Consider the following 17,454-nt stretch of genomic DNA (forward strand, 5'->3'; position numbering starts at 1 on the left):
GCCTGGCGGTGCACCCGTGCCTTTCACCAACCAGATCAACCCCTAGCCAATACGTCGTAGCGCCAGTGATTGTGCAGTGCACGACGGTTTATCGCTTTGTGGCTGCCGGGGCGTGGAGAAAATCATGAAATACAAGCTTTTGCCGGGCATGGTTCTGGCAGTGGCGGCTGCCGTCGTGATGCCGGGAGTCTGGGCTGCGCAGCCACAGGCGCTGGCTTCGGATGGGGCTGATCATGTCGGTGCTGGTACAGTGGCTTCCGATGGTTCTGATCATGTCGGCGCCGGAGCGGTGGCTTCCGACGGATCTGATCATGTAGGTGGCGGCGCAGTGGCTTCCGATCACGTCGGCGCCGGAGCGGTAGCTTCCGACGGATCTGATCATGTAGGTGGCGGCGCAGTGGCTTCCGATGGTTCTGATCACGTCGGTGCTGGGGCGGTGGCGTCTGACGGTTCTGATCATGTCGGTGCTGGTGCAGTAGCTTCCGATGGGGCCGATCATGTCGGTGCTGGTGCGGTGGCGTCTGACGGATCTGATCATGTCGGCGCTGGTGCGGTGGCCTCTGACGGTTCCGATCATGTCGGTGCTGGTGCGGTGGCTTCCGACGGATCTGATCATGTCGGTGCTGGTGCAGTAGCTTCCGACGGGGCCGATCATGTCGGCGCCGGAGCACTCGCGGCTGACGGTGCTGATCGAACCGGCATCAATCGCGTTGCATATTCGCGTGTCGGCGTCGGCTCCGATCGGGTCGCGTCGGCCCTGATGACCGGCAGTTATTCCGACCAGTTCAACAGCCCTCAATAACATCTGCGTTCTGGCGGGCGGCACCTTCGGGGCCGCCGCTGCGCCAGCGCACTAGCACATTTGTGCTAATCGACCATCCCGCCACCCGACGTTATATTCCCCTGCAACCCCCGATGTTCCCCAACGTTGCCCTTTCGCAGCGTGCGGGATCGTTGTGCCTGGAAATCAGAACAACACCAAGGAAGAAACACCATGAAAGTGCATCTCCACCTCTGCAAAGTCGCCGTTGTCGGCGCCCTGCTGACAGGCGTCGCCGGTTGCCAGACCGCCAAGCCCAGCGAAGCCAGCATGAAAGAGCGCGCTCAGACCGTCATCGGCAAACCGGTCTCGAAAATCGACAACATCCGCAGCGACAGCACCCTCACCTACTACACCGCCTACACCCCGGCCGGTGAATACAACTGCGAATTGCCCAGCGGCGCCATCGTCGCGGTCGCAAGCATGGGCATCATGACACCGCCGCTGTCTTGCCTGCCCAAAGGCGCGTCGCCGATTCCATTCCAATAATCCCCCATCCTCGGTAAAGGACTACGTTCCATCATGAAAATCCTGATCGCAACACTCACCCTCGCTGCCCTGTTCCTCACCGGCTGCGCCACTCCGAAACAATGGGAAGCCACCGGCGGCAGCAAAAACGATGGCGTCGTCCAGGTCTCCTATGAACTGGGTCAATTCGAAAGCGGCCAGACCAGCGCCGAACAAGGCCTGACCGTCGCCGCGCAACGCTGCAAGACCTGGGGCTACAAAAACGCCGAGGTCACCGGCTCGGAGAAAAACATCTGCCGCACCATGGGCCAGTACAACTGCCTGCAAACCACCATCACTCAAGACTATCTCTGCAAACGCTGACACCTGCCCTCTGTAGCTGCGGCACTCTGCGATCTTTTGATGTTGTTTTTAAAGGGCAAAGATCAAAAGATCGCAGCGTGCCGCAGCTCCTACAGGGTTTCTGCGACGGTTGTTGTTGGTTGGTCGCGCAGGGTTCGCAAGGTCGTGCGCAGCTCGGCCGGACGTACCGGTTTGGACAGGATGGCAATTTGGCGGTCGTGCAAGGCCGCCTGTATTTTTTCGATGTCATGCCCGGTGATGATCATCGCCGGCACCGCCCAGCCGCGCTGGCGCCGCACATCATCAATGCATTCGATGCCCGTGGCATGAGTACCGAGATCGTAGTCGGCGACGATGATGTCGCAATCGGTGACCAAGTCGCGCCCCGTCAGTTCGGCCTGCACCACACAACCCCAACGCTCCAGCAATGCCGACGTGGCCATCAGCACGTTGCGATCATCCTCCACCAGACACACCTTCAGCCCGGTCAGCAGACCAACCTGTCGCGCATCTTCGCGAATCACCGATTGCAGCGGCGCTGCCGCCATGGGCAGCCCGGACAAAGTCACCGCCGTTCCGCGCGTCAGCCGCGAGCGCAGCGCGACCTCCACGCCGATCAATTGCCCCAGGCGCTTGACGATCGACAGACCCAGCCCCACCCCCTCGACGTCTTTGTCGCGTACCTGGCGAACCCGGTAAAACTCCTCGAACACCTTCGGCAGATGCTCCTCGGCGATGCCATTGCCCTGATCGTAAATGACGATAGCCAGCCCGGCTGCACGCCTGCGCACACCAATCAGCACCGGTCGATGCGCGCCGTACTTGAAGCAGTTGGAAAGCACGTTCTGGACCATGGTTGCCAGTAACGCCGGATCGGTGCGCACCCAGTATTCACAGGGTCGCAAACGCAATTCCACACCCGCCCAACGCGCCGCTTCGGCGTTCTGGCGCATCAGCTCCGCGAGCCATTCACCCAGATTCACGGTTTGCAGCTTCGGCAGAATCCGCCCGTTATCGAGGGTGTACAGATCGAGAATCGAGCGGAACAGTTGCGACACGTTGAGCAGCGAACGATCAATGTTGTCGACCAGGTGTCGTTCCTCATCACCCAATCGCGACTCACGCAGGCACGCGGTAAACAGGCCGATGGAGTGGATCGGCTGACGCAAGTCATGGCTGGCCTGGGCGAGAAACCGCGACTTCTCCAGATTGGCCGCAACCGCTTCTTCGGAAGCCTTGCGCGTGCGCTCAAGCAACAAGTGCGCATAAAACGGAATCACCGTGCTGGTGATCATCAGCATCAACACCATGAACGGTTGCGCCTGCCACACGGGCGTCAGCCGATACACCGCGAGCAACGCCAGCAGTGCCAACACTGTGGCAATTGCCAGATAGCGCGAGCCGTAACGCATGCCGTTGCCGAGATTGACCCAGATGATCACCGCATACAGCGGCAATGCCGCTTCGCCACCGACCACCAGCCCGAAACAGGTGCCGGTGTAATCGTGGACCATGGCAAAAATCCGCCGTGCCGGATAATGCCCCGGCCAGCGCACAATCGTCTGGCGCAATACAATCGAAGCCAGCAAAAACAGGCAGATATAGGTGACCACCGGCAGATACGTATCGAAACGCTGGGCCGGTAAAACGCCGAGCACGCCGATGTAAACCAACGCGATACTGGCAATGATAATGCGCAGATTGGCCTGATCGAGTTCGGTGTTTTTCTCGAATTTCATGGTGAACGTCCTTGTGCCGCAATCGTCATAATCAGCACGAACCGACAGGCATTGCCCGCACCGGGTGCTAAGGTGCATGCCATCAGCAACACCCGGCCCAGGGAGGGTCACGTCATGACATGCCGAATTATCATAGCCGACGATCACCCGTTGTTTCGCGAGGCAATGTTGCGCACCGTGCAGCGCTTATTGCCCGAGGCGACCATTGAAGAGGCTGGCGACCTCGACGCCGTAATGGCGCTGCTGCCCTGTGGCGACGAGCCGGACAGCCTGATTCTGGACCTGCGCTTTCCCGGCCTGACCTGCGTCAGTCAGCTCGCCGAACTGCGCCGCCGCTTGCCGCGCACCACGCTGATCGTGGTGTCGATGGTTGATGATGAGGCGTTGATCGGTGACGTCATGGCGGCGGGCATTGATGGCTTCATCGGCAAAAACATCGCACCGGACGAAATCGGCCAGGCGATCCTGGCGATTCGCGAAGGTGAAGTGCTGGTGAAGTTTGCGCCGTCAGGCTTGCTGCCGCTGGAGACCGGCGCGGCGCTCACGCCCCGTCAGCAGGAGGTGTTACGGCTGATCGCGCAAGGCAAGACCAACAAGGAGATCGCCCGTGAACTGGATATTTCACCGTTCACGGTGAGGATTCACGTTTCTTCTTTACTACGCACACTGAACGTCCCCTCACGCGCCGCCGCAGCCGTGAAAAGTCGCTCCCTGTAGGGGCTACCGCAGGCTGCGCCTACACGCTCAAGGACCTGCGAAATTCATTGTCGATTTTTCGGTGGAGCCATCGAGAATCTGGTTTTAACCTCATGCCATGAACATACAAACCGCTGTCCTGCCGCCCCACGCCGAAATGGTTCGCGCCATGCTCGAACGCGACACTGCCTATGAAGGCGTGTTCTTCACGGCCGTGAAAACCACCGGGATCTTCTGCCGCCCCAGTTGCACCGCGCGTAAGCCGAAACCCGAGAATGTCGAGTTCTTCGCGCAGGCCGATGAGTGCCTGTCGGCCGGTTATCGTGCCTGCCTGCGCTGCAAACCGCTGGACGCCGCCGCTATTGCGCCGGATTGGGTGCAGCGCCTGCTCAAAGCCGTGGACGCCGACCCGGAAGTGCGTTGGAGCGATGCGCAATTGCTCGCCGAAGGCATCGAGCCGCTGAAACTGCGGCGCTGGTTCAAACAGCATTTCGGCATGACCTTCCACGCCTGGCTGCGTACCCGGCGGCTGGGCATGGCGCTGGGCGGGATCAAGCAAGGCACGTCGATTGATCATGCGGCGTTCGATTCCGGTTATGAATCGCTCAGCGGTTTTCGCGACGCATTCCAGAAGTCGTTCCACATCACTCCGGGCCGCGCCGAACAGAGCGAGCCGCTGCTGTTCACCCGGCTGACCACGCCGCTGGGGCCGATGATCGCCATGGCTGAACGCCGAGGGTTGGTGTTGCTGGAGTTTCTTGATCGGCCGGCGCTGACCCGTGAAGTCGAGGCGCTACAGAACCGTTACGGCTATGCGGTCGCGCCGGGGCATAACGCGCATTTGCAGGCGATCGAACAGCAATTGGCGGCGTACTTCTCCGGCAAGCTGAGCGAGTTCACGGTGCCGCTGCATTTGCCCGGCAGTGAGTTTGCCCGGCAAGTCTGGTCGGCATTGCGGCAAATCCCCTATGGGCACACCAGCACCTACGGCGCGATTGCGGCAGGTTTGGGCAAGCCCGGCGCCAGTCGCGCGGTGGGCCTGGCCAACGGACACAATCGTCTGGCGATTGTGGTGCCTTGTCATCGGGTGATCGGCGCGGACGGCTCGCTGACCGGTTATGGTGGCGGACAACCGCGCAAGGCGTTTCTGCTGAGACTGGAAAACGCTGCGGTGCAGCTCTCGCAGCAACGGCTTTTCTGAGGTATTTGTTCCATCAATCTGAAGGAATTTCAATGAGCACGCTCGATACGCAGTTTCACCAGTTGCACCAGCACGGCCTGTTGATTCTGACCAACGTCGCCGACGCCACCGGCGCGCGGCTGGTCGAGCATCTGGGCGGCAAAGCCGTTGCCACCAGCAGCGCAGCAGTGGCTTGGGCCCATGGTTATCCGGACGGCAACACGTTACCGCTCGAACGTCTGGTGGCGACGGTGGAATCCATCGCCCGGATCATCAGCGTGCCGCTAACCGTGGACGTCGAGGCCGGTTATTCCGATGACCTCGGGCGGGTCGCCGAAGTGCTCGACGCGGTCGTTGCGGCGGGCGCGGTCGGCATCAATATTGAAGACGGCGCGCAAGCACCGGAGTTGCTCGCGCGCAAGATCGAAGTGGCGCGGCAAGTCGCCGACAAGCGCGGCGTCAAGCTGTTCATCAATGCGCGCACCGATGTCTATCTGAAAAGCCTGGTGCCGGCTGAAGATCGCGTCGCCGAAACCCTGCGCCGTGCCGCGCTGTATCAGGCGGCGGGGGCTGATGGACTGTTCGCCGCGGGCGTGACCTCGGCTTACGAAATCGAAGCGATCTGCAAAGGCACGCCACTGCCAGTCAACGTCCTCGGTTTCGCCTGCCTGCCCTCGCCTGCTGAGTTGCAAGCGTTGGGCGTACGCCGCTTGAGCGCCGGCTCCGGAATCGCCGAATTCCTCTATGGCGCGATGGGCGGGCTGGTGAAAAGCTTTCTCGCCAGCGGCAAACTCGACACCCACGACCTCAAGGCCTTCACCTACGGCGAAGTCAACGGCTTGCTGAAATAGCATGCCCGACGCCTATCAAGCGGCCAGCGAATACCTTGCCGCGCTCGACCCCGACTGGCAGCGACACATTGCGGCGGTAGGCCCTTGCCTGCATCAGCCGCATCCGGCACGCGATCCCTACGAGTCGCTGGTGCGGGCGATTGCCTATCAGCAACTGCATGCCAAGGCCGGTGACGCGATTGTCGGGCGGTTGGTGGGGCTGTTTCCTGCGCAATCATTTCCGCGGCCGGAACAAATCCTCGCGACCGACTTTGAACGAATGCGCAGTTGCGGGTTTTCGGCGGGCAAGATTGCGACCATTCAAGGGATCGCCCAGGCAACGCTCGACGGTGTGGTGCCGGATTACGCCACGGCGTTGGCGATGGACGATGAAGCGTTGATCGAACGCCTGATCAGCCTGCGCGGGGTTGGCCGCTGGACGGTGGAGATGCTGCTGATTTACAGCCTTGAGCGCATGGATATTCTGCCGGCCGATGACTTTGGTGTGCGCGAGGGTTATCGGCGGTTGAAGGGGCTGGAGGTGCAGCCGACGCGCAAGCAGATGATCGAGATCGGGTTGAAGTGGAGCCCGTTCAGAACCGTCGCCGCCTGGTATCTGTGGCGCGTTGCCAAGGTGTAGACCGCGTTATCGTTCATCGCTGGCAAGCCAGCTCCCACAGGTTTTTGGCTACCCCGAACATGTAGGAGCTGCCGCAGGCTGCGATCTTTTGATTTTGAGAACAAGATCAAAAGATCGCAGCCTGCGGCAGCTCCTACAGGGGAAATGTGGGGTTAGAGACCCGACTTCAACCGGCTGAACGCCCGGATCAACGCACGATTGAAGGCTTTGCCGTTGTCGTTTTTGCTATACAGCGTGGCCCTGACGTCGGCCGAGGGGTAGGTCCCCGGATCATTACGAATGGCCGCATCGACCAGATCATCCGCCGCCGTGATCGCATTGGCGTAGTGAATGGTGTCGGTGATGGGCGCCATGACTTCCGGCGTCATCAGGTAATCCATCAGCGCCAGCCCGGCCTGCGGGTGCGGGGCGTCCTTGGGAATGACCATCGCGTCAAACCAGATCAAAGTGCCCTCTTTCGGAATCCGGTAACTGAGCTTGAACGGCTTGTTCGCCGCCTCCGCCTGCCCCGCCGCAATCGCCACGTTGCCGTTCCACGACATCGCCACGCAGGTGTTGCCGTTGGCCAGATCGCTGATGTTCAGGTCATTGTCGAAGTAGCGTATGTACGGACGGATTTTCGCCAGTTGCTGCTCGGCGAGTTTCAGGTCGTCGAGGTTTTGCCGGTTGATGTCCAGGCCCATGTACTTCATCACCGCCGCGAACACCTCATTCGGATCATTGAGCAGGCTCACCCCGCAGTCAGCAAATTTCGAGACCACCGCCGGATCGAACAGCATCGCCCAGCTGTCCTTTGGCGCATCGGGCAAACGCTTTTTGACAGCCTCCTCCTGATAGCCCACTCCCGTGGTGCCCCACGCGTAGATCCCGGCGTAACGATTGCCCGGATCGAACACCGCCATGTGCTGACGAAACTCCTCACCGACGCCGGCAAAGTGCGGCACCCGCGCCTTGTCCAGCGGCTGGATCGCACCGCTTTCGATGGCTCGCGACAGGTGCTGGCCTGCGGTCAGCACCAGATCGTAGCCACTGCGCCCGGTGAGCAGCTTGGTCTCGACGGTTTCCAGCGAATCGAAATGATCGGCAACCACATGAATACCGGTTTTCGCCTCGAAATTCTTCAAGGTGTCCGGGGCCAGGTACTCGCCCCAGATGTACAGATTAACCACCGGTTTGGCGGTGTCGGCAGCCTGCACACACAAGGGTGCAAGCACCAGCAATAAGGCTTGAGTCAGTTTGTGCAGGCGCATGGTCACGCTCCCTTCTTGTGGACAGGCGTGCCGGCGTATTGCGGCATGGTGATGCACGCGACGTTACCGCCGCCGAGAAGGATTTCCCGGGAGTTTTCGATGCCGACGATCTTGTGCTGCGGGAACAGTTCGGCCAGCGTCGCCATCGCGACTTTATCGTTGCGATCACCGAACAGCGGCACCACGATCGAGCTGTTGCCGGCGTAATAGTTGATGTACGACGCGCAGATTTTCGTTCCGGCCTGGCGCGTGTGGGTGCTGTCCTGCTGGTCGAGGCCTTCGGCTTCCTCGGCGGTCCATTCGAGCACGTCCGGTTGCGGCAATTTGTGCACGGTCAACTCGCGGCCACGGCTGTCGCGGGTGCTGCGCAAGATGTCGTAGGCCTCTTGATAGATTTCCCACTGCGGATCGTCGCGGTTGTCGGTCCATTGCAGCACCACTTCGCCGGGACGGACGAAACAGGCGAGGTCATCGACATGGCCATCGGTTTCGTCGAATTTGCAGCCGCGCGGCAGCCAGATGACTTGTTCGGCGCCGAGGTAATCGGTGAGTCGGCGGGTGACTTCGTCCTTGCCCAAGTGCTGGTTGCGGTTGCGGTTGAGCAGGCATTGTTCGGTGGTGAGGATGCTGCCCTGACCGTCGCTCTGAATGCCGCCAAGCTCGGCAATCAACGGTGCACGGTAGCGGTCAAAGCGTTCGATTTCGAGGATCTTGCTGGCAATCTGGTCGTCCTTGTCCCACGGGTAGTAGAGACCGCCGTCAAGACCGCCATAGGCGTTGAACTCGAAATCGACGCCGCGCACTTCGCCACTCTGGTCGTTGACCACAAAGCACGGGCCGCTGTCGCGGAACCAGGTGTCGTTGCAGGTCATTTCCACGACACGCACTTGCGGTGGCAACTGTCGGCGAGCGGTGGCAAATTGCGCGGCCGAGGCGCAGACGGTGACCGGTTCGCTGTGGGAAATCGCGGTGACGATCTGCACCCAGACTTTCTGCGCCGGCTTGGCGCCGTTGCGCCAGACGTCGGTACGCTCCGGCCAGCCGAGCCAGCAGCCGGACTTGGTTTCGAATTCGCCGGGCAGACGGAAGCCGTCGTATTTAGGGGTGGAGTCGAGCAAACGTGCCATGGTCAAACCTCGTCTTCGCGATGGGAATGACCACAAGGTAAGGTCGCGGCTCGCCTGCTCGCCAACGATGATTATTGCGGAATAGTTGAATTCAACTCATCAATCCGCCAGCTGATCGTTGAACCATTCAAGCATCTGTGCGACGGCCGGGCGCTCGATCCGCACGCGCTCACACACCAGCGCGTATTGGCCGAGCGCGGTCATGCTCCAGGGGAACGGCCGCACCAACCGACCGCTCTGCAAGTCCTCCTGCGCGGTGAGGTTGTCGCCCATCGCCACGCCCTGCCCTTGCGCCGCGGCTTCCAGCGCCAGACCGGCATGGGCGAAATACAACTGACGCTGCGGGCGCTGGTCGCCAGCGTGGCTTGTCAGCCAGGCGGTCCAGGTCTTGCCGTCCTGGTCGTCGTGCAGCAGGCAGTGACGGGCCAGATCCTTCGGAGTTTTCAACGTGCCCTGGTTGAACAGGCCGGGGCTGCACACCGGGAAGAACTGCAGCGCCGGCAAGGGCCGGACGAAATAAGCGCTGCTGTCGGCCGGGCCGGTGCCGTAGGTGATCGCCAGGTCGATGTCTTCGCCGGGGGCGCTGGCGTCGATCGGTTGTTCGTAGAGGTGCAAGGTGATGTGCGGGTAGCGCGCGTAGAAATCGGTGAGGCGACTCATCAGCCACTTTTGTGCGAGTTCGGCGGTGACGGCGAGTCTGAGGACTGCCAGCGAGGATGGATCGCGCAGTTCATCGCAAGCCTCGCCAATCAGTTCGAAGGCTTGCTGCAGGCTTTGCATCAAGCGCCCGGCGGCGATGGTCGGGCGAATCTGCCGGCCTTCGCGGATGAACAGCGAGACGCCGAGTTGTTCTTCGAGCTGGCGGATCTGGTGGCTGACGGCACTGTCGGTGACGCACAGTTCAGCGGCGGCCCGGCCGAAGTGCGCGTGACGGGCAGCGCATTCGAAAGTGCGCAGTGCGGCCAGTGAGGGAAGTCGTCGCATGGGGGATGATCCGTTTTTTTGGCCATGCTGACGGCGCCGAGAGCGTGCGTCCAGCATGGTCGTCTGTATCGCACTGTATATCCCCCGGCCGCAGACACACCAATCACACAAACCCCTGCCCCGGCGACACATCGCCGATACACCGCAAAGCTCAAATAGCCCGGTCGATTCACTTCCCCCATCGTCCGGAGACTCATCATGACCAGCAACCTTTCGACCGCCACCCAAGCCGTGCACCTGAACCTCGACCGCGCCGGCACTTGGCTCGCACCGCTGACCTTGCGTCTGTTTATCGCCTGGGAGTTTTTCGAGTCAGGGCTGGAAAAGTTCACCGGCCAGAACTGGTTCGAGGACATTCAGAGCCGGTTCCCGTTTCCCTTCGATCACCTGCCGGCAACGTTGAACTGGGAACTGTCGATGTGGGCCGAATTGATCGGCGCACTGGCGATTCTGGTTGGCCTCGGCACGCGGATCTCGGCAGTGTCGCTGATCGTGGTGACCGTGGTCGCCACCGCTGCCGTGCACTGGCCTGCCGACTGGTCGTCGCTGAGCGAACTGGCCCAGGGTTACGCCATCACCAACAAGGGCTTCGGCAACTTCAAGCTGCCGGCGATTTACCTGGCCGCCTTACTGCCGCTGGTGTTCGCCGGGGCGGGCAAATTGAGCGTTGATGCGTGGCTGGCGCGACGGTTCTGGAACCGCCGCGCCCGCTGAGGCTCAATGGGCCCGGTCGAGGCCCGCGAGCAATGCGCTGTCGCGGCTGTAGATGTCCGGCGCGTAACGCACGTGGCCATCGTTGCCGACTTGCGCCGTCCAGTAGGTCATCAGGATCGGCACGGGTGCCGAGAGACGGAACTCATGCGTGGTACCTGTCGCCAACAACGTTTCCGTGCGGGCCTTTTCCGCCGGGCTCAGCAGCAGATCACGCAGTTGCATCGGGTGCTCGACGCGCACACAACCTGAACTGAACGCTCGCGGGCCCTTGTCGAACAGTGCCTTGCTCGGCGTGTCATGCAGGTACACCGAGAACGGATTGGGGAAGCGTATGACCATTTGCCCCAGGGGGTTGCGCGGCCCGGCATCCTGACGCAGAAGGATGTTGCCCGGGTTGTCCCAGTCGATGTCAGCCGCCGCCAGAGGCTGGCCGTTGGCGTCGAGCACTTGCAGGTTCTGTCGGCTGAGGAAGGTTTGATCCTTGCGGATCGCCGGCAGTTTGTCTTCTTTCCAGATGGTCGGCGGCACCGTCCATGTCGGGTTCAGGGTCAGGCGCGTCACGCGGGATTTGAGCAACGGCGTCTGGCGTTCGGCGCGGCCGACCTGGGTGCGGGTTTGCCATACCGGCTGGCCGCCCTGATACAGGGTCAATTCGGCAGCGGCGACGTTGACCAGCAAACCATTGGGCTCCATGTCCTGGGCCATCCAGCGGAAGCGCTCGAGGTTGACGCGCAACTGTTCGCGGCGGGTCAGCGGGCTGATGTTCAGTTCGGCAATCGTCCCCGGCCCGACCACACCGTCAGCCTGCAACGAATGATTGGCCTGGAAACTCTTCACCGCCTCCACCAGCACGCCATCGTAGGCATTGCCGGGCGTACCGACGGCATGGGTCAGATAGCCTTCGCTGTACAAACGCTGGGCCAGTTCCGGCACGCGTTTGTCTTCCATTTCGGGACGCAGCAACGGGCCGTTGCCGACCGACTGCCATTGCGGCAAAGCCTTTAGCCTTTGCGCAGCGTAGAGATGACGCAGGTTTTGATATTGGGCCAGACGCGGACGCGCGAGGTCGAACGCCGCAGGAATGTCCTGCATGCCCGGCACGGCGATCGCCAACAATTCCGCCTGACGGTCACGCGGGGTGTCGTCGGCATGCCACAGCGGCTCGAAATGCGACTGCAGCAAGCGGCCGTAATGCAGATCCTGCAGGGCTTGCAGGTAGTAGTGGCTGATGTCGATGTCGGCGCATAACTCGCCGTCCTGCGGAGGCACCGCCGCCACCGCATAGCGCTTGGGATTTAGGCCATCGTCGGCCAACAGTTGCAATTGCCCCTGCAAAGCCTGCAATCGCCCGGACTCGCGCGCCCACACCGGCATCCAGTCCTGCTGCTCATAGAACGCCTGCAACTGCACCAGCGCCGGGCCGTTGAGGTGCGCGGCAACGGCCGGACACGCCTGTGGCAGACTGAGCAACACGGCTTGCAACGGACTCTGTGGCTCAACCGGTAATTCGGCCGGTGGCGTCGGCAGTGTTTGCAGCGGCGGCAGCGACTCCTCGGCACAAGCGACAAACGGCGCTGCGAGCAAACAAATGCTCAAGTAGCATGCGTACTTTTTGAACAACTGCTTTACTCCAGTCCATGGCCGTCTTGATGACGGTCAACCTTACATCAGGTGCGCTGAACAGTCAGGCTCGATCTTCGGGCTTGGCGGGGTCGACTGGGAGTCAGGAGCCAAAGTGCCAAATGAGTAGCCAGTGAGGACACTTTATAAATGTTGACGTTTTTGCGCCGACTTCTGCTGACCACCGCGACCCTTGTCGCTGTGACCAGTCCAGCTTTTGCCGCCGGCAAGCCATCGCCGGTTCTCTTCACCAGCCTCGCGCACGCCGCGCCAGAACTCAATCCCCAGGCGCTGAAAGGTGCATTGAGCGCCATGCAATGCGCGGTCAACAACGGTGCGAAACCGTCCCGCCACCTGGCAATCATCGATTATTCGCAACCGTCCACCGCTCGCCGTTTGTGGATTTTTGACCTGACCCGAAAAAAACTGGTACTGCGTGACCTCGTTGCGCACGGCTCCAACTCCGGGGAAAACTTTGCTACGCAGTTTTCCAATCGTGAAGGCAGTTACCAGTCGAGTCTTGGACTGTTCCGCACGCAGGAAAGTTACAGTGGCACCCACGGTTATTCATTGCGCATGGATGGGCTGGAGCCTGGTTTCAACGACATGGCCCGTGATCGCGCCATCGTCATCCACGCCGCCAGCTACGTGAACCCGTTGTGGAGCAAAAAACAGGGGCGCATCGGCCGCAGCCAGGGTTGCCCGGCAGTGCGACCGCAGATTGCCAAGCAGGTGATCGACAAGCTCAAGGATGGTCAATACATGTTCTCGTGGTACCCGGATCAGCACTGGCTGAAATCCTCACCCTACCTCAACTGTCAGCCGCAACAGGTGGCGAGCATCCTCAACACCCACGCCAGCTAAAAATATCAACTGCACCGAAAATCATTGTGGGAGCTGGCTTGCCAGCGATGAGGCCAGATCAGACACTGCTGCATTGCCAGACCCACCGCTTTCGCTGGCAAGCCAGCTCCCACAGAGTTGCGTTCAGCTCTGAATCTTCGTCCACCGTTTCATTACAGTTTTGTCATTCAGTTGTCGGTTTGCCGTGCGGATCGCTCGGTAGCCTGAAGTTGTTCCGGCGCACTGCCGACCTACTTCAACCACTGAGTGACTCATCATGAAAACCCTGATCCTCGCCTTCTCCGCCCTCCTCGCCAGCGGTTCGCTGTTCGCCGCTTCGATGCCCGACACCGCAGTCATCCATGACAAAAACGGCTTCTACGTCAATCTGGATGTCGACAAAGTGTTGTCCAGCACCGATATTTCCCAGGCGTGCGGTGTGGTCCCGGCGAAACTCAACTACCTCGACCATCAGGGCCGTGAACATGTGCTGGACTATCAGGTACAGGGCAGCGGTTGCATCAATGACCATTGAGAATGATCGCCGATGAATATTCTGGTTATCGAAGACGAACCCAAGGCAGGCAATTACTTGCTCAACGGCCTGCAGGAACTGGGCTACAGCGTGAGTCTGGCCCGCGACGGCGCCGATGGTCTGCACCTGGCGCTGGAGCACAGCTTCGACGTGATCGTGCTGGATGTGATGATGCCGAAAATGGATGGCTGGGAAGTCCTGCGCCGGCTGCGCAAGGAGGCCGACACGCCGGTGCTGTTCCTGACCGCGCGCGATGACATCGCCGACCGCGTCAAAGGCCTCGAACTGGGTGCCGACGACTATCTGATCAAGCCGTTCTCATTCGCCGAACTGGTGGCGCGCCTGCGCACCCTGACCCGACGCGGGCCGATCCACGAAGACGAACAACTGCAAGTCGCTGACCTGCAGATCGACGTGCTCAAGCGCCGCGTAACCCGCGCCGGTGTGCGGATCACCCTGACCAACAAGGAGTTCGCCTTGCTGCAACTGTTCGCCAGCCACACCGGGCAAGTGCTGTCGCGCTCGCTGATCGCCTCACGGGTGTGGGACATGAATTTCGACAGCGACACCAACGTCGTCGATGTCGCCGTACGCCGCTTGCGGGCGAAAGTCGATGATCCGTTCCAGCTCAAGCTGATTCACAGCGTGCGCGGCATCGGCTACCGCTTCGATACGCAATCATGAAAATCGCCGGCAGTTATTCGCTGACATTGCGCCTGGCGCTGGTCTTCGCCGTGCTCGCCTTCGTTTCGCTGGCTGGCCTTGGCGTGGCGCTTTACCAAGAACTGGAAGAACAACTGACCCGTCGTGACGACATTCAACTGGTCAGCCGCATCGATCAGTTGCGCACCATCCTCAATGACAGCAACACGCTGGAGTTGATCAAGAACAAACCGGCGCTGTTTCAGAACATGCTCGGTACCCGCGAAGCGCTGCTGACGATTGGCGCGCCGGGCCATCCGCCGCTGCTGGTGGTCAACCCCGGCAATCTGGCGCTGCCGAGCGTGCCCGCCGTGCCGGTCGACCATGTGATGGCCCTCAACGACGTGCAGCATCTGCCAAGCATCAACGGCGTGCCGTTTTCGGCCGTGGCGGCGAGCATCGACTCCGGCGATCTGGGCAACCTGCAAGTGCTCATCGGCAAGCTGATGAGCGAACGCACGGCGATGCTCGCCAACTATCGGCTCAGCGTGTACGGCCTCGCATCACTGGCTGCGATTGTCCTTGCGCTGGTCGGTTGCTTGCTGGTCTATCGCGGTTTGCTACCGTTGCGCCGGTTGGCAAAACACGCCCATGGGATCGGCGTCGGCAACCTCAATGAACGCTTGGCCAGTGCAGGCGCACCGCGAGAGTTGCGGCCGATGATCGAAGCGTTCAACGCCATGCTCGATCGCCTTGCCAGGGGTTTTGCGCAGTTGAGTCAGGTCTCCACCGACATGGCTCACGAATTGCGCACGCCGATCAACAACCTGCTCGGCGAAACCCAGGTCGCCCTGCAACAGCCGCGCAGCATCGACGCCTATCAACAGCTGCTCGCCTCCAATGTCGAAGAGCTGGAGCGGCTGACGCGGATGCTCGACAACATGCTGTTTCTGGCGCGCACCGACCCGGCCAGTGCCTTGAGCCAACGGCAGGAACTGGATGCCGCCGATGAGATGCAACGGATCGCCGACTATTTCGAAGGCCTGGCAGCAGACGTCGGCATCTGCATCGAGGCCCGTGGTCGCGGCGTGATCTGGGCCGAACCGATGCTGCTGCGCCGGGCACTGGCCAACCTGTGTGCCAACGCGATCAAGTACGGTGCGGCGGACTCGACGGTGCAGGTTGAAGCGATTGCCGAAGCGGACGGCAGTTATCTGCGAGTGCGTAATCTGGGCACGACGATCCCGGCGGAACACTTGTCGCGATTGTTCGAGCGTTTTTACCGGGTCGATCAGTCCCGCGAACGCTCGGCACAATCCAACGGACTGGGACTGTCGATTGTCGCGACCATCATGCAACTGCATCACGGTCGCTACCGCGTCAGCAGCAACAACGGCCAAACCTGCTTCGAATTGTTCTTCCCCGCCCGGAACGGACATCCGAAGCAATACCCTGTAGGAGCTGTCGAGTGAAACGAGGCTGCGACCTTTGATTCTGGCTTTAAAAACAGAATCAAAAGATCGCAGCGTGCCGCAGCGCCTACAGAGAATGGCTCAGTCAATTGAGGTTTTGGCTGGGCGGACGCTATCGCGAGCAGGCTCACTCCTACATTTAATCGGTGTTCGGCTGATGATCAGTGCCATGCCCATCAGCCCGGTGGCGACGCCAAAAGTGCTGTGCAAGCCGCTGGCGATCATGGCCGCAGGCGCCTCGGTCGGGTTGCTGGTGGCCAGGGCAAACACCGCCCCCATCGCCGCGGCGCCGGTGATCAAACCCAGATTGCGCGCCAGCCCAAGTAACGCAGACGCCACACCACGCTGATCCTGATCGACACCGGCCATCAACCCGGTATTGTTGGCCGCCTGAAACAACGCGTAACTGGCTGCGATCACCGTCATTGGCAGCACATAGGCAGGCAGCCCGAGACTCATCGGCAACAGTGCCAACAAGCTGCAACCGCAGACCATCCCGAACAACGCGCCCGGCACCATCCGTCGTGCGCCGAAGCGATCTACCAGACGTCCGGCCGGGACACCGCCAAGCGCGGCCAACAACGGCCCGACCGACAACACCAGGCCGACCATCGCACCGCTGAGGCCCAAGCCACGGCTCAGGTAAAACGGCCCGACCACCAGCGTGGTCATCATCACTGACGTCACCAGCAACGTCAGCAGCAGACTGCTGCTCAGTCGCCGATCGGCGAACAGTGACAAGCGTATCAGCGGCGCCCTGGCTTTCGTTTCGACCAACACGAACACTCCCGCACCGCACAGGCTGACCATCAGCAAGATCAGTGTCAGACCTTGCAGCGTCATCGCCAACGCATAAGCCGCCAGCGTCAACACCAGCACCGCGGTGCCCCAATAATCAAATGCAACCCGCATGCTGGCGGTTCGATCGGCCGGTAGATAGCGATACACCAACCCTGCATTGAGTAAGCCCAACGGCACGTTGAGCAGAAATATCGACTGCCAGCCAACATGCGTCATCAACAGTCCGCCCAGCGAAGGCCCGAGGGAGGTGCCCGTCGCCGACATCGTTGCCAGCAGCCCCATCGCACTGCCCGCCCGCGTTTTCGGCACCGCATCTGCCACCAGCGCCAGCGTCAAGGCGAACATGATCGCCGCGCCGAGTCCTTGCACCGCGCGCGCGCCAATCAGCCAGCCAAGTCCGGGAGCCAGCGCGCAGCACAACGAGGCCGCGGTAAAAATGCCGATCCCGATCAACAGCAAGCGCCGCCGACCGAAACCATCGCCCAGACGCCCGACGCTGACAATCAACGTGGTGATCGCCAGCAGGTAAGCCAGAACGATCCATTGCACCTGCTGAAACGTCGCATCAAACGCGGCTGCCAGCGTCGGCAGCCCGGCGTTGGCAATGCTGGTGTCCAGCGACGGCATCAGCATCGACAGTGCCAGACTGGTCAGCGCCCAGCGGGCTGAAGTGCTCAAGGGTTCTCGGGGCATGGGGCCGCTCACAGTACAAAGGTCAGGCACGCTAGCCTGAGCCTCGACAATACAAGGC

18 protein-coding genes are annotated in these 17,454 nt (G+C 61.2%); 11 read left to right on the top strand and 7 right to left on the bottom strand.

What is annotated here, in order from left to right; translation table 11 throughout:
• Positions 1-88 precede the first annotated feature (88 nt).
• The gene (locus JFT91_RS14610; RefSeq protein ID WP_201232822.1) at positions 89-805 is read right to left on the bottom strand and encodes a hypothetical protein; all 717 of its coding nucleotides are present in this window, start codon (positions 803-805) and stop codon (positions 89-91) included.
• A 189-nt stretch (positions 806-994) separates the two neighbouring features.
• Here JFT91_RS14610 and JFT91_RS14615 point away from each other — a divergent pair, with 189 nt between their 5' ends.
• Both JFT91_RS14615 and yecR read left to right on the top strand, forming a co-directional pair.
• Positions 995-1,309 (top strand): hypothetical protein, encoded by a 315-nt coding sequence (locus JFT91_RS14615; RefSeq protein ID WP_201232823.1) that lies wholly within the window; start codon positions 995-997, stop codon positions 1,307-1,309.
• 33 nt (positions 1,310-1,342) lie between these two features.
• Positions 1,343-1,651: a YecR family lipoprotein gene (yecR, locus tag JFT91_RS14620; RefSeq protein ID WP_201232824.1), complete on the top strand. Its 309-nt coding sequence runs from the start codon at positions 1,343-1,345 to the stop codon at positions 1,649-1,651.
• 89 nt (positions 1,652-1,740) lie between these two features.
• Here yecR and JFT91_RS14625 read toward each other — a convergent pair whose 3' ends face one another.
• Positions 1,741-3,369 (bottom strand): ATP-binding response regulator, encoded by a 1,629-nt coding sequence (locus tag JFT91_RS14625; RefSeq protein ID WP_201232825.1) that lies wholly within the window; start codon positions 3,367-3,369, stop codon positions 1,741-1,743.
• 114 nt (positions 3,370-3,483) lie between these two features.
• Here JFT91_RS14625 and JFT91_RS14630 point away from each other — a divergent pair, with 114 nt between their 5' ends.
• The 4 genes from JFT91_RS14630 (at position 3,484) to JFT91_RS14645 (ending at position 6,715) form a co-directional block, all read left to right on the top strand.
• The gene (locus JFT91_RS14630) at positions 3,484-4,086 is read left to right on the top strand and encodes a LuxR C-terminal-related transcriptional regulator (protein WP_201232826.1); all 603 of its coding nucleotides are present in this window, start codon (positions 3,484-3,486) and stop codon (positions 4,084-4,086) included.
• 97 nt (positions 4,087-4,183) lie between these two features.
• Entirely contained in the window at positions 4,184-5,266 is a 1,083-nt protein-coding gene (locus JFT91_RS14635) for a bifunctional transcriptional activator/DNA repair enzyme AdaA (protein ID WP_201232827.1), read from the top strand.
• A gap of 32 nt (positions 5,267-5,298) precedes the next feature.
• Positions 5,299-6,096 carry an isocitrate lyase/PEP mutase family protein gene (locus tag JFT91_RS14640; protein ID WP_201232828.1) on the top strand — a complete coding sequence of 266 codons (798 nt, stop codon included), beginning with the start codon at positions 5,299-5,301 and terminating at the stop codon, positions 6,094-6,096.
• Position 6,097: 1 nt separating this feature from the next.
• A complete protein-coding gene (locus JFT91_RS14645) occupies positions 6,098-6,715 on the top strand; it encodes a DNA-3-methyladenine glycosylase family protein (RefSeq protein WP_201232829.1) in 618 nt (205 codons plus the stop codon).
• 152 nt (positions 6,716-6,867) lie between these two features.
• On the opposite strand, the gene JFT91_RS14650 is transcribed toward JFT91_RS14645, so the two are convergent.
• The 3 genes from JFT91_RS14650 to JFT91_RS14660 form a co-directional block, all read right to left on the bottom strand.
• Positions 6,868-7,965 carry an extracellular solute-binding protein gene (locus JFT91_RS14650; protein ID WP_201226958.1) on the bottom strand — a complete coding sequence of 366 codons (1,098 nt, stop codon included), beginning with the start codon at positions 7,963-7,965 and terminating at the stop codon, positions 6,868-6,870.
• A gap of 2 nt (positions 7,966-7,967) precedes the next feature.
• Positions 7,968-9,092, bottom strand: a complete 1,125-nt coding sequence (aguA, locus tag JFT91_RS14655) for an agmatine deiminase (RefSeq protein WP_201232830.1) — start codon at positions 9,090-9,092, stop codon at positions 7,968-7,970.
• A 99-nt stretch (positions 9,093-9,191) separates the two neighbouring features.
• Positions 9,192-10,076 (bottom strand): LysR substrate-binding domain-containing protein, encoded by an 885-nt coding sequence (locus tag JFT91_RS14660; RefSeq protein WP_201232831.1) that lies wholly within the window; start codon positions 10,074-10,076, stop codon positions 9,192-9,194.
• Between the two features lie 198 nt (positions 10,077-10,274).
• Between JFT91_RS14660 and JFT91_RS14665 the strand changes: the two genes are divergently transcribed.
• The gene (locus tag JFT91_RS14665) at positions 10,275-10,790 is read left to right on the top strand and encodes an HvfX family Cu-binding RiPP maturation protein (protein WP_201232832.1); all 516 of its coding nucleotides are present in this window, start codon (positions 10,275-10,277) and stop codon (positions 10,788-10,790) included.
• Between the two features lie 3 nt (positions 10,791-10,793).
• Here the strand turns inward: JFT91_RS14665 and JFT91_RS14670 are convergent, their stop codons facing one another.
• Entirely contained in the window at positions 10,794-12,410 is a 1,617-nt protein-coding gene (locus JFT91_RS14670) for a L,D-transpeptidase family protein (protein WP_201202839.1), read from the bottom strand.
• A gap of 150 nt (positions 12,411-12,560) precedes the next feature.
• On the opposite strand from JFT91_RS14670, the gene JFT91_RS14675 reads away from it, so the two are divergent.
• From JFT91_RS14675 to JFT91_RS14690, 4 genes are all read left to right on the top strand, one after another.
• Positions 12,561-13,274, top strand: coding sequence for a murein L,D-transpeptidase catalytic domain family protein (locus JFT91_RS14675; protein ID WP_201232833.1), 714 nt, complete (start codon positions 12,561-12,563; stop codon positions 13,272-13,274).
• Between the two features lie 256 nt (positions 13,275-13,530).
• Positions 13,531-13,788, top strand: a complete 258-nt coding sequence (locus JFT91_RS14680) for a DUF2790 domain-containing protein (protein WP_166217154.1) — start codon at positions 13,531-13,533, stop codon at positions 13,786-13,788.
• A 12-nt stretch (positions 13,789-13,800) separates the two neighbouring features.
• Positions 13,801-14,472, top strand: coding sequence for a heavy metal response regulator transcription factor (locus tag JFT91_RS14685; RefSeq protein WP_201232834.1), 672 nt, complete (start codon positions 13,801-13,803; stop codon positions 14,470-14,472).
• Positions 14,469-15,902, top strand: a complete 1,434-nt coding sequence (locus JFT91_RS14690; RefSeq protein WP_201232835.1) for a heavy metal sensor histidine kinase — start codon at positions 14,469-14,471, stop codon at positions 15,900-15,902. The genes JFT91_RS14685 and JFT91_RS14690 overlap by 4 nt, the downstream gene beginning before the upstream one ends.
• 81 nt (positions 15,903-15,983) lie before the next feature.
• On the opposite strand, the gene JFT91_RS14695 is transcribed toward JFT91_RS14690, so the two are convergent.
• Positions 15,984-17,396 carry an MFS transporter gene (locus tag JFT91_RS14695; RefSeq protein WP_201232836.1) on the bottom strand — a complete coding sequence of 471 codons (1,413 nt, stop codon included), beginning with the start codon at positions 17,394-17,396 and terminating at the stop codon, positions 15,984-15,986.
• Positions 17,397-17,454: the final 58 nt, after the last annotated feature.

This window comes from Pseudomonas sp. TH08 (genome assembly GCF_016651275.1).
In the GTDB taxonomy this organism is placed as follows: domain Bacteria; phylum Pseudomonadota; class Gammaproteobacteria; order Pseudomonadales; family Pseudomonadaceae; genus Aquipseudomonas.

Excerpts from the sequence above, each read along its gene's own strand:
- JFT91_RS14635 (WP_201232827.1), top strand. The coding sequence starts at position 4,184 with ATGAACATACAAACCGCTGTCCTGCCGCCCCACGCCGAAATGGTTCGC.
- yecR (WP_201232824.1), top strand. The coding sequence starts at position 1,343 with ATGAAAATCCTGATCGCAACACTCACCCTCGCTGCCCTGTTCCTCACC.
- JFT91_RS14665 (WP_201232832.1), top strand. The coding sequence starts at position 10,275 with ATGACCAGCAACCTTTCGACCGCCACCCAAGCCGTGCACCTGAACCTC.
- JFT91_RS14695 (WP_201232836.1), bottom strand. The coding sequence starts at position 17,396 with ATGCCCCGAGAACCCTTGAGCACTTCAGCCCGCTGGGCGCTGACCAGT.
- JFT91_RS14615 (WP_201232823.1), top strand. The coding sequence starts at position 995 with ATGAAAGTGCATCTCCACCTCTGCAAAGTCGCCGTTGTCGGCGCCCTG.
- JFT91_RS14630 (WP_201232826.1), top strand. The coding sequence starts at position 3,484 with ATGACATGCCGAATTATCATAGCCGACGATCACCCGTTGTTTCGCGAG.
- JFT91_RS14650 (WP_201226958.1), bottom strand. The coding sequence starts at position 7,965 with ATGCGCCTGCACAAACTGACTCAAGCCTTATTGCTGGTGCTTGCACCC.
- JFT91_RS14680 (WP_166217154.1), top strand. The coding sequence starts at position 13,531 with ATGAAAACCCTGATCCTCGCCTTCTCCGCCCTCCTCGCCAGCGGTTCG.
- aguA (WP_201232830.1), bottom strand. The coding sequence starts at position 9,092 with ATGGCACGTTTGCTCGACTCCACCCCTAAATACGACGGCTTCCGTCTG.
- JFT91_RS14645 (WP_201232829.1), top strand. The coding sequence starts at position 6,098 with ATGCCCGACGCCTATCAAGCGGCCAGCGAATACCTTGCCGCGCTCGAC.
- JFT91_RS14675 (WP_201232833.1), top strand. The coding sequence starts at position 12,561 with ATGTTGACGTTTTTGCGCCGACTTCTGCTGACCACCGCGACCCTTGTC.
- JFT91_RS14660 (WP_201232831.1), bottom strand. The coding sequence starts at position 10,076 with ATGCGACGACTTCCCTCACTGGCCGCACTGCGCACTTTCGAATGCGCT.
- JFT91_RS14690 (WP_201232835.1), top strand. The coding sequence starts at position 14,469 with ATGAAAATCGCCGGCAGTTATTCGCTGACATTGCGCCTGGCGCTGGTC.
- JFT91_RS14625 (WP_201232825.1), bottom strand. The coding sequence starts at position 3,369 with ATGAAATTCGAGAAAAACACCGAACTCGATCAGGCCAATCTGCGCATT.
- JFT91_RS14640 (WP_201232828.1), top strand. The coding sequence starts at position 5,299 with ATGAGCACGCTCGATACGCAGTTTCACCAGTTGCACCAGCACGGCCTG.
- JFT91_RS14610 (WP_201232822.1), bottom strand. The coding sequence starts at position 805 with ATGTTATTGAGGGCTGTTGAACTGGTCGGAATAACTGCCGGTCATCAG.
- JFT91_RS14685 (WP_201232834.1), top strand. The coding sequence starts at position 13,801 with ATGAATATTCTGGTTATCGAAGACGAACCCAAGGCAGGCAATTACTTG.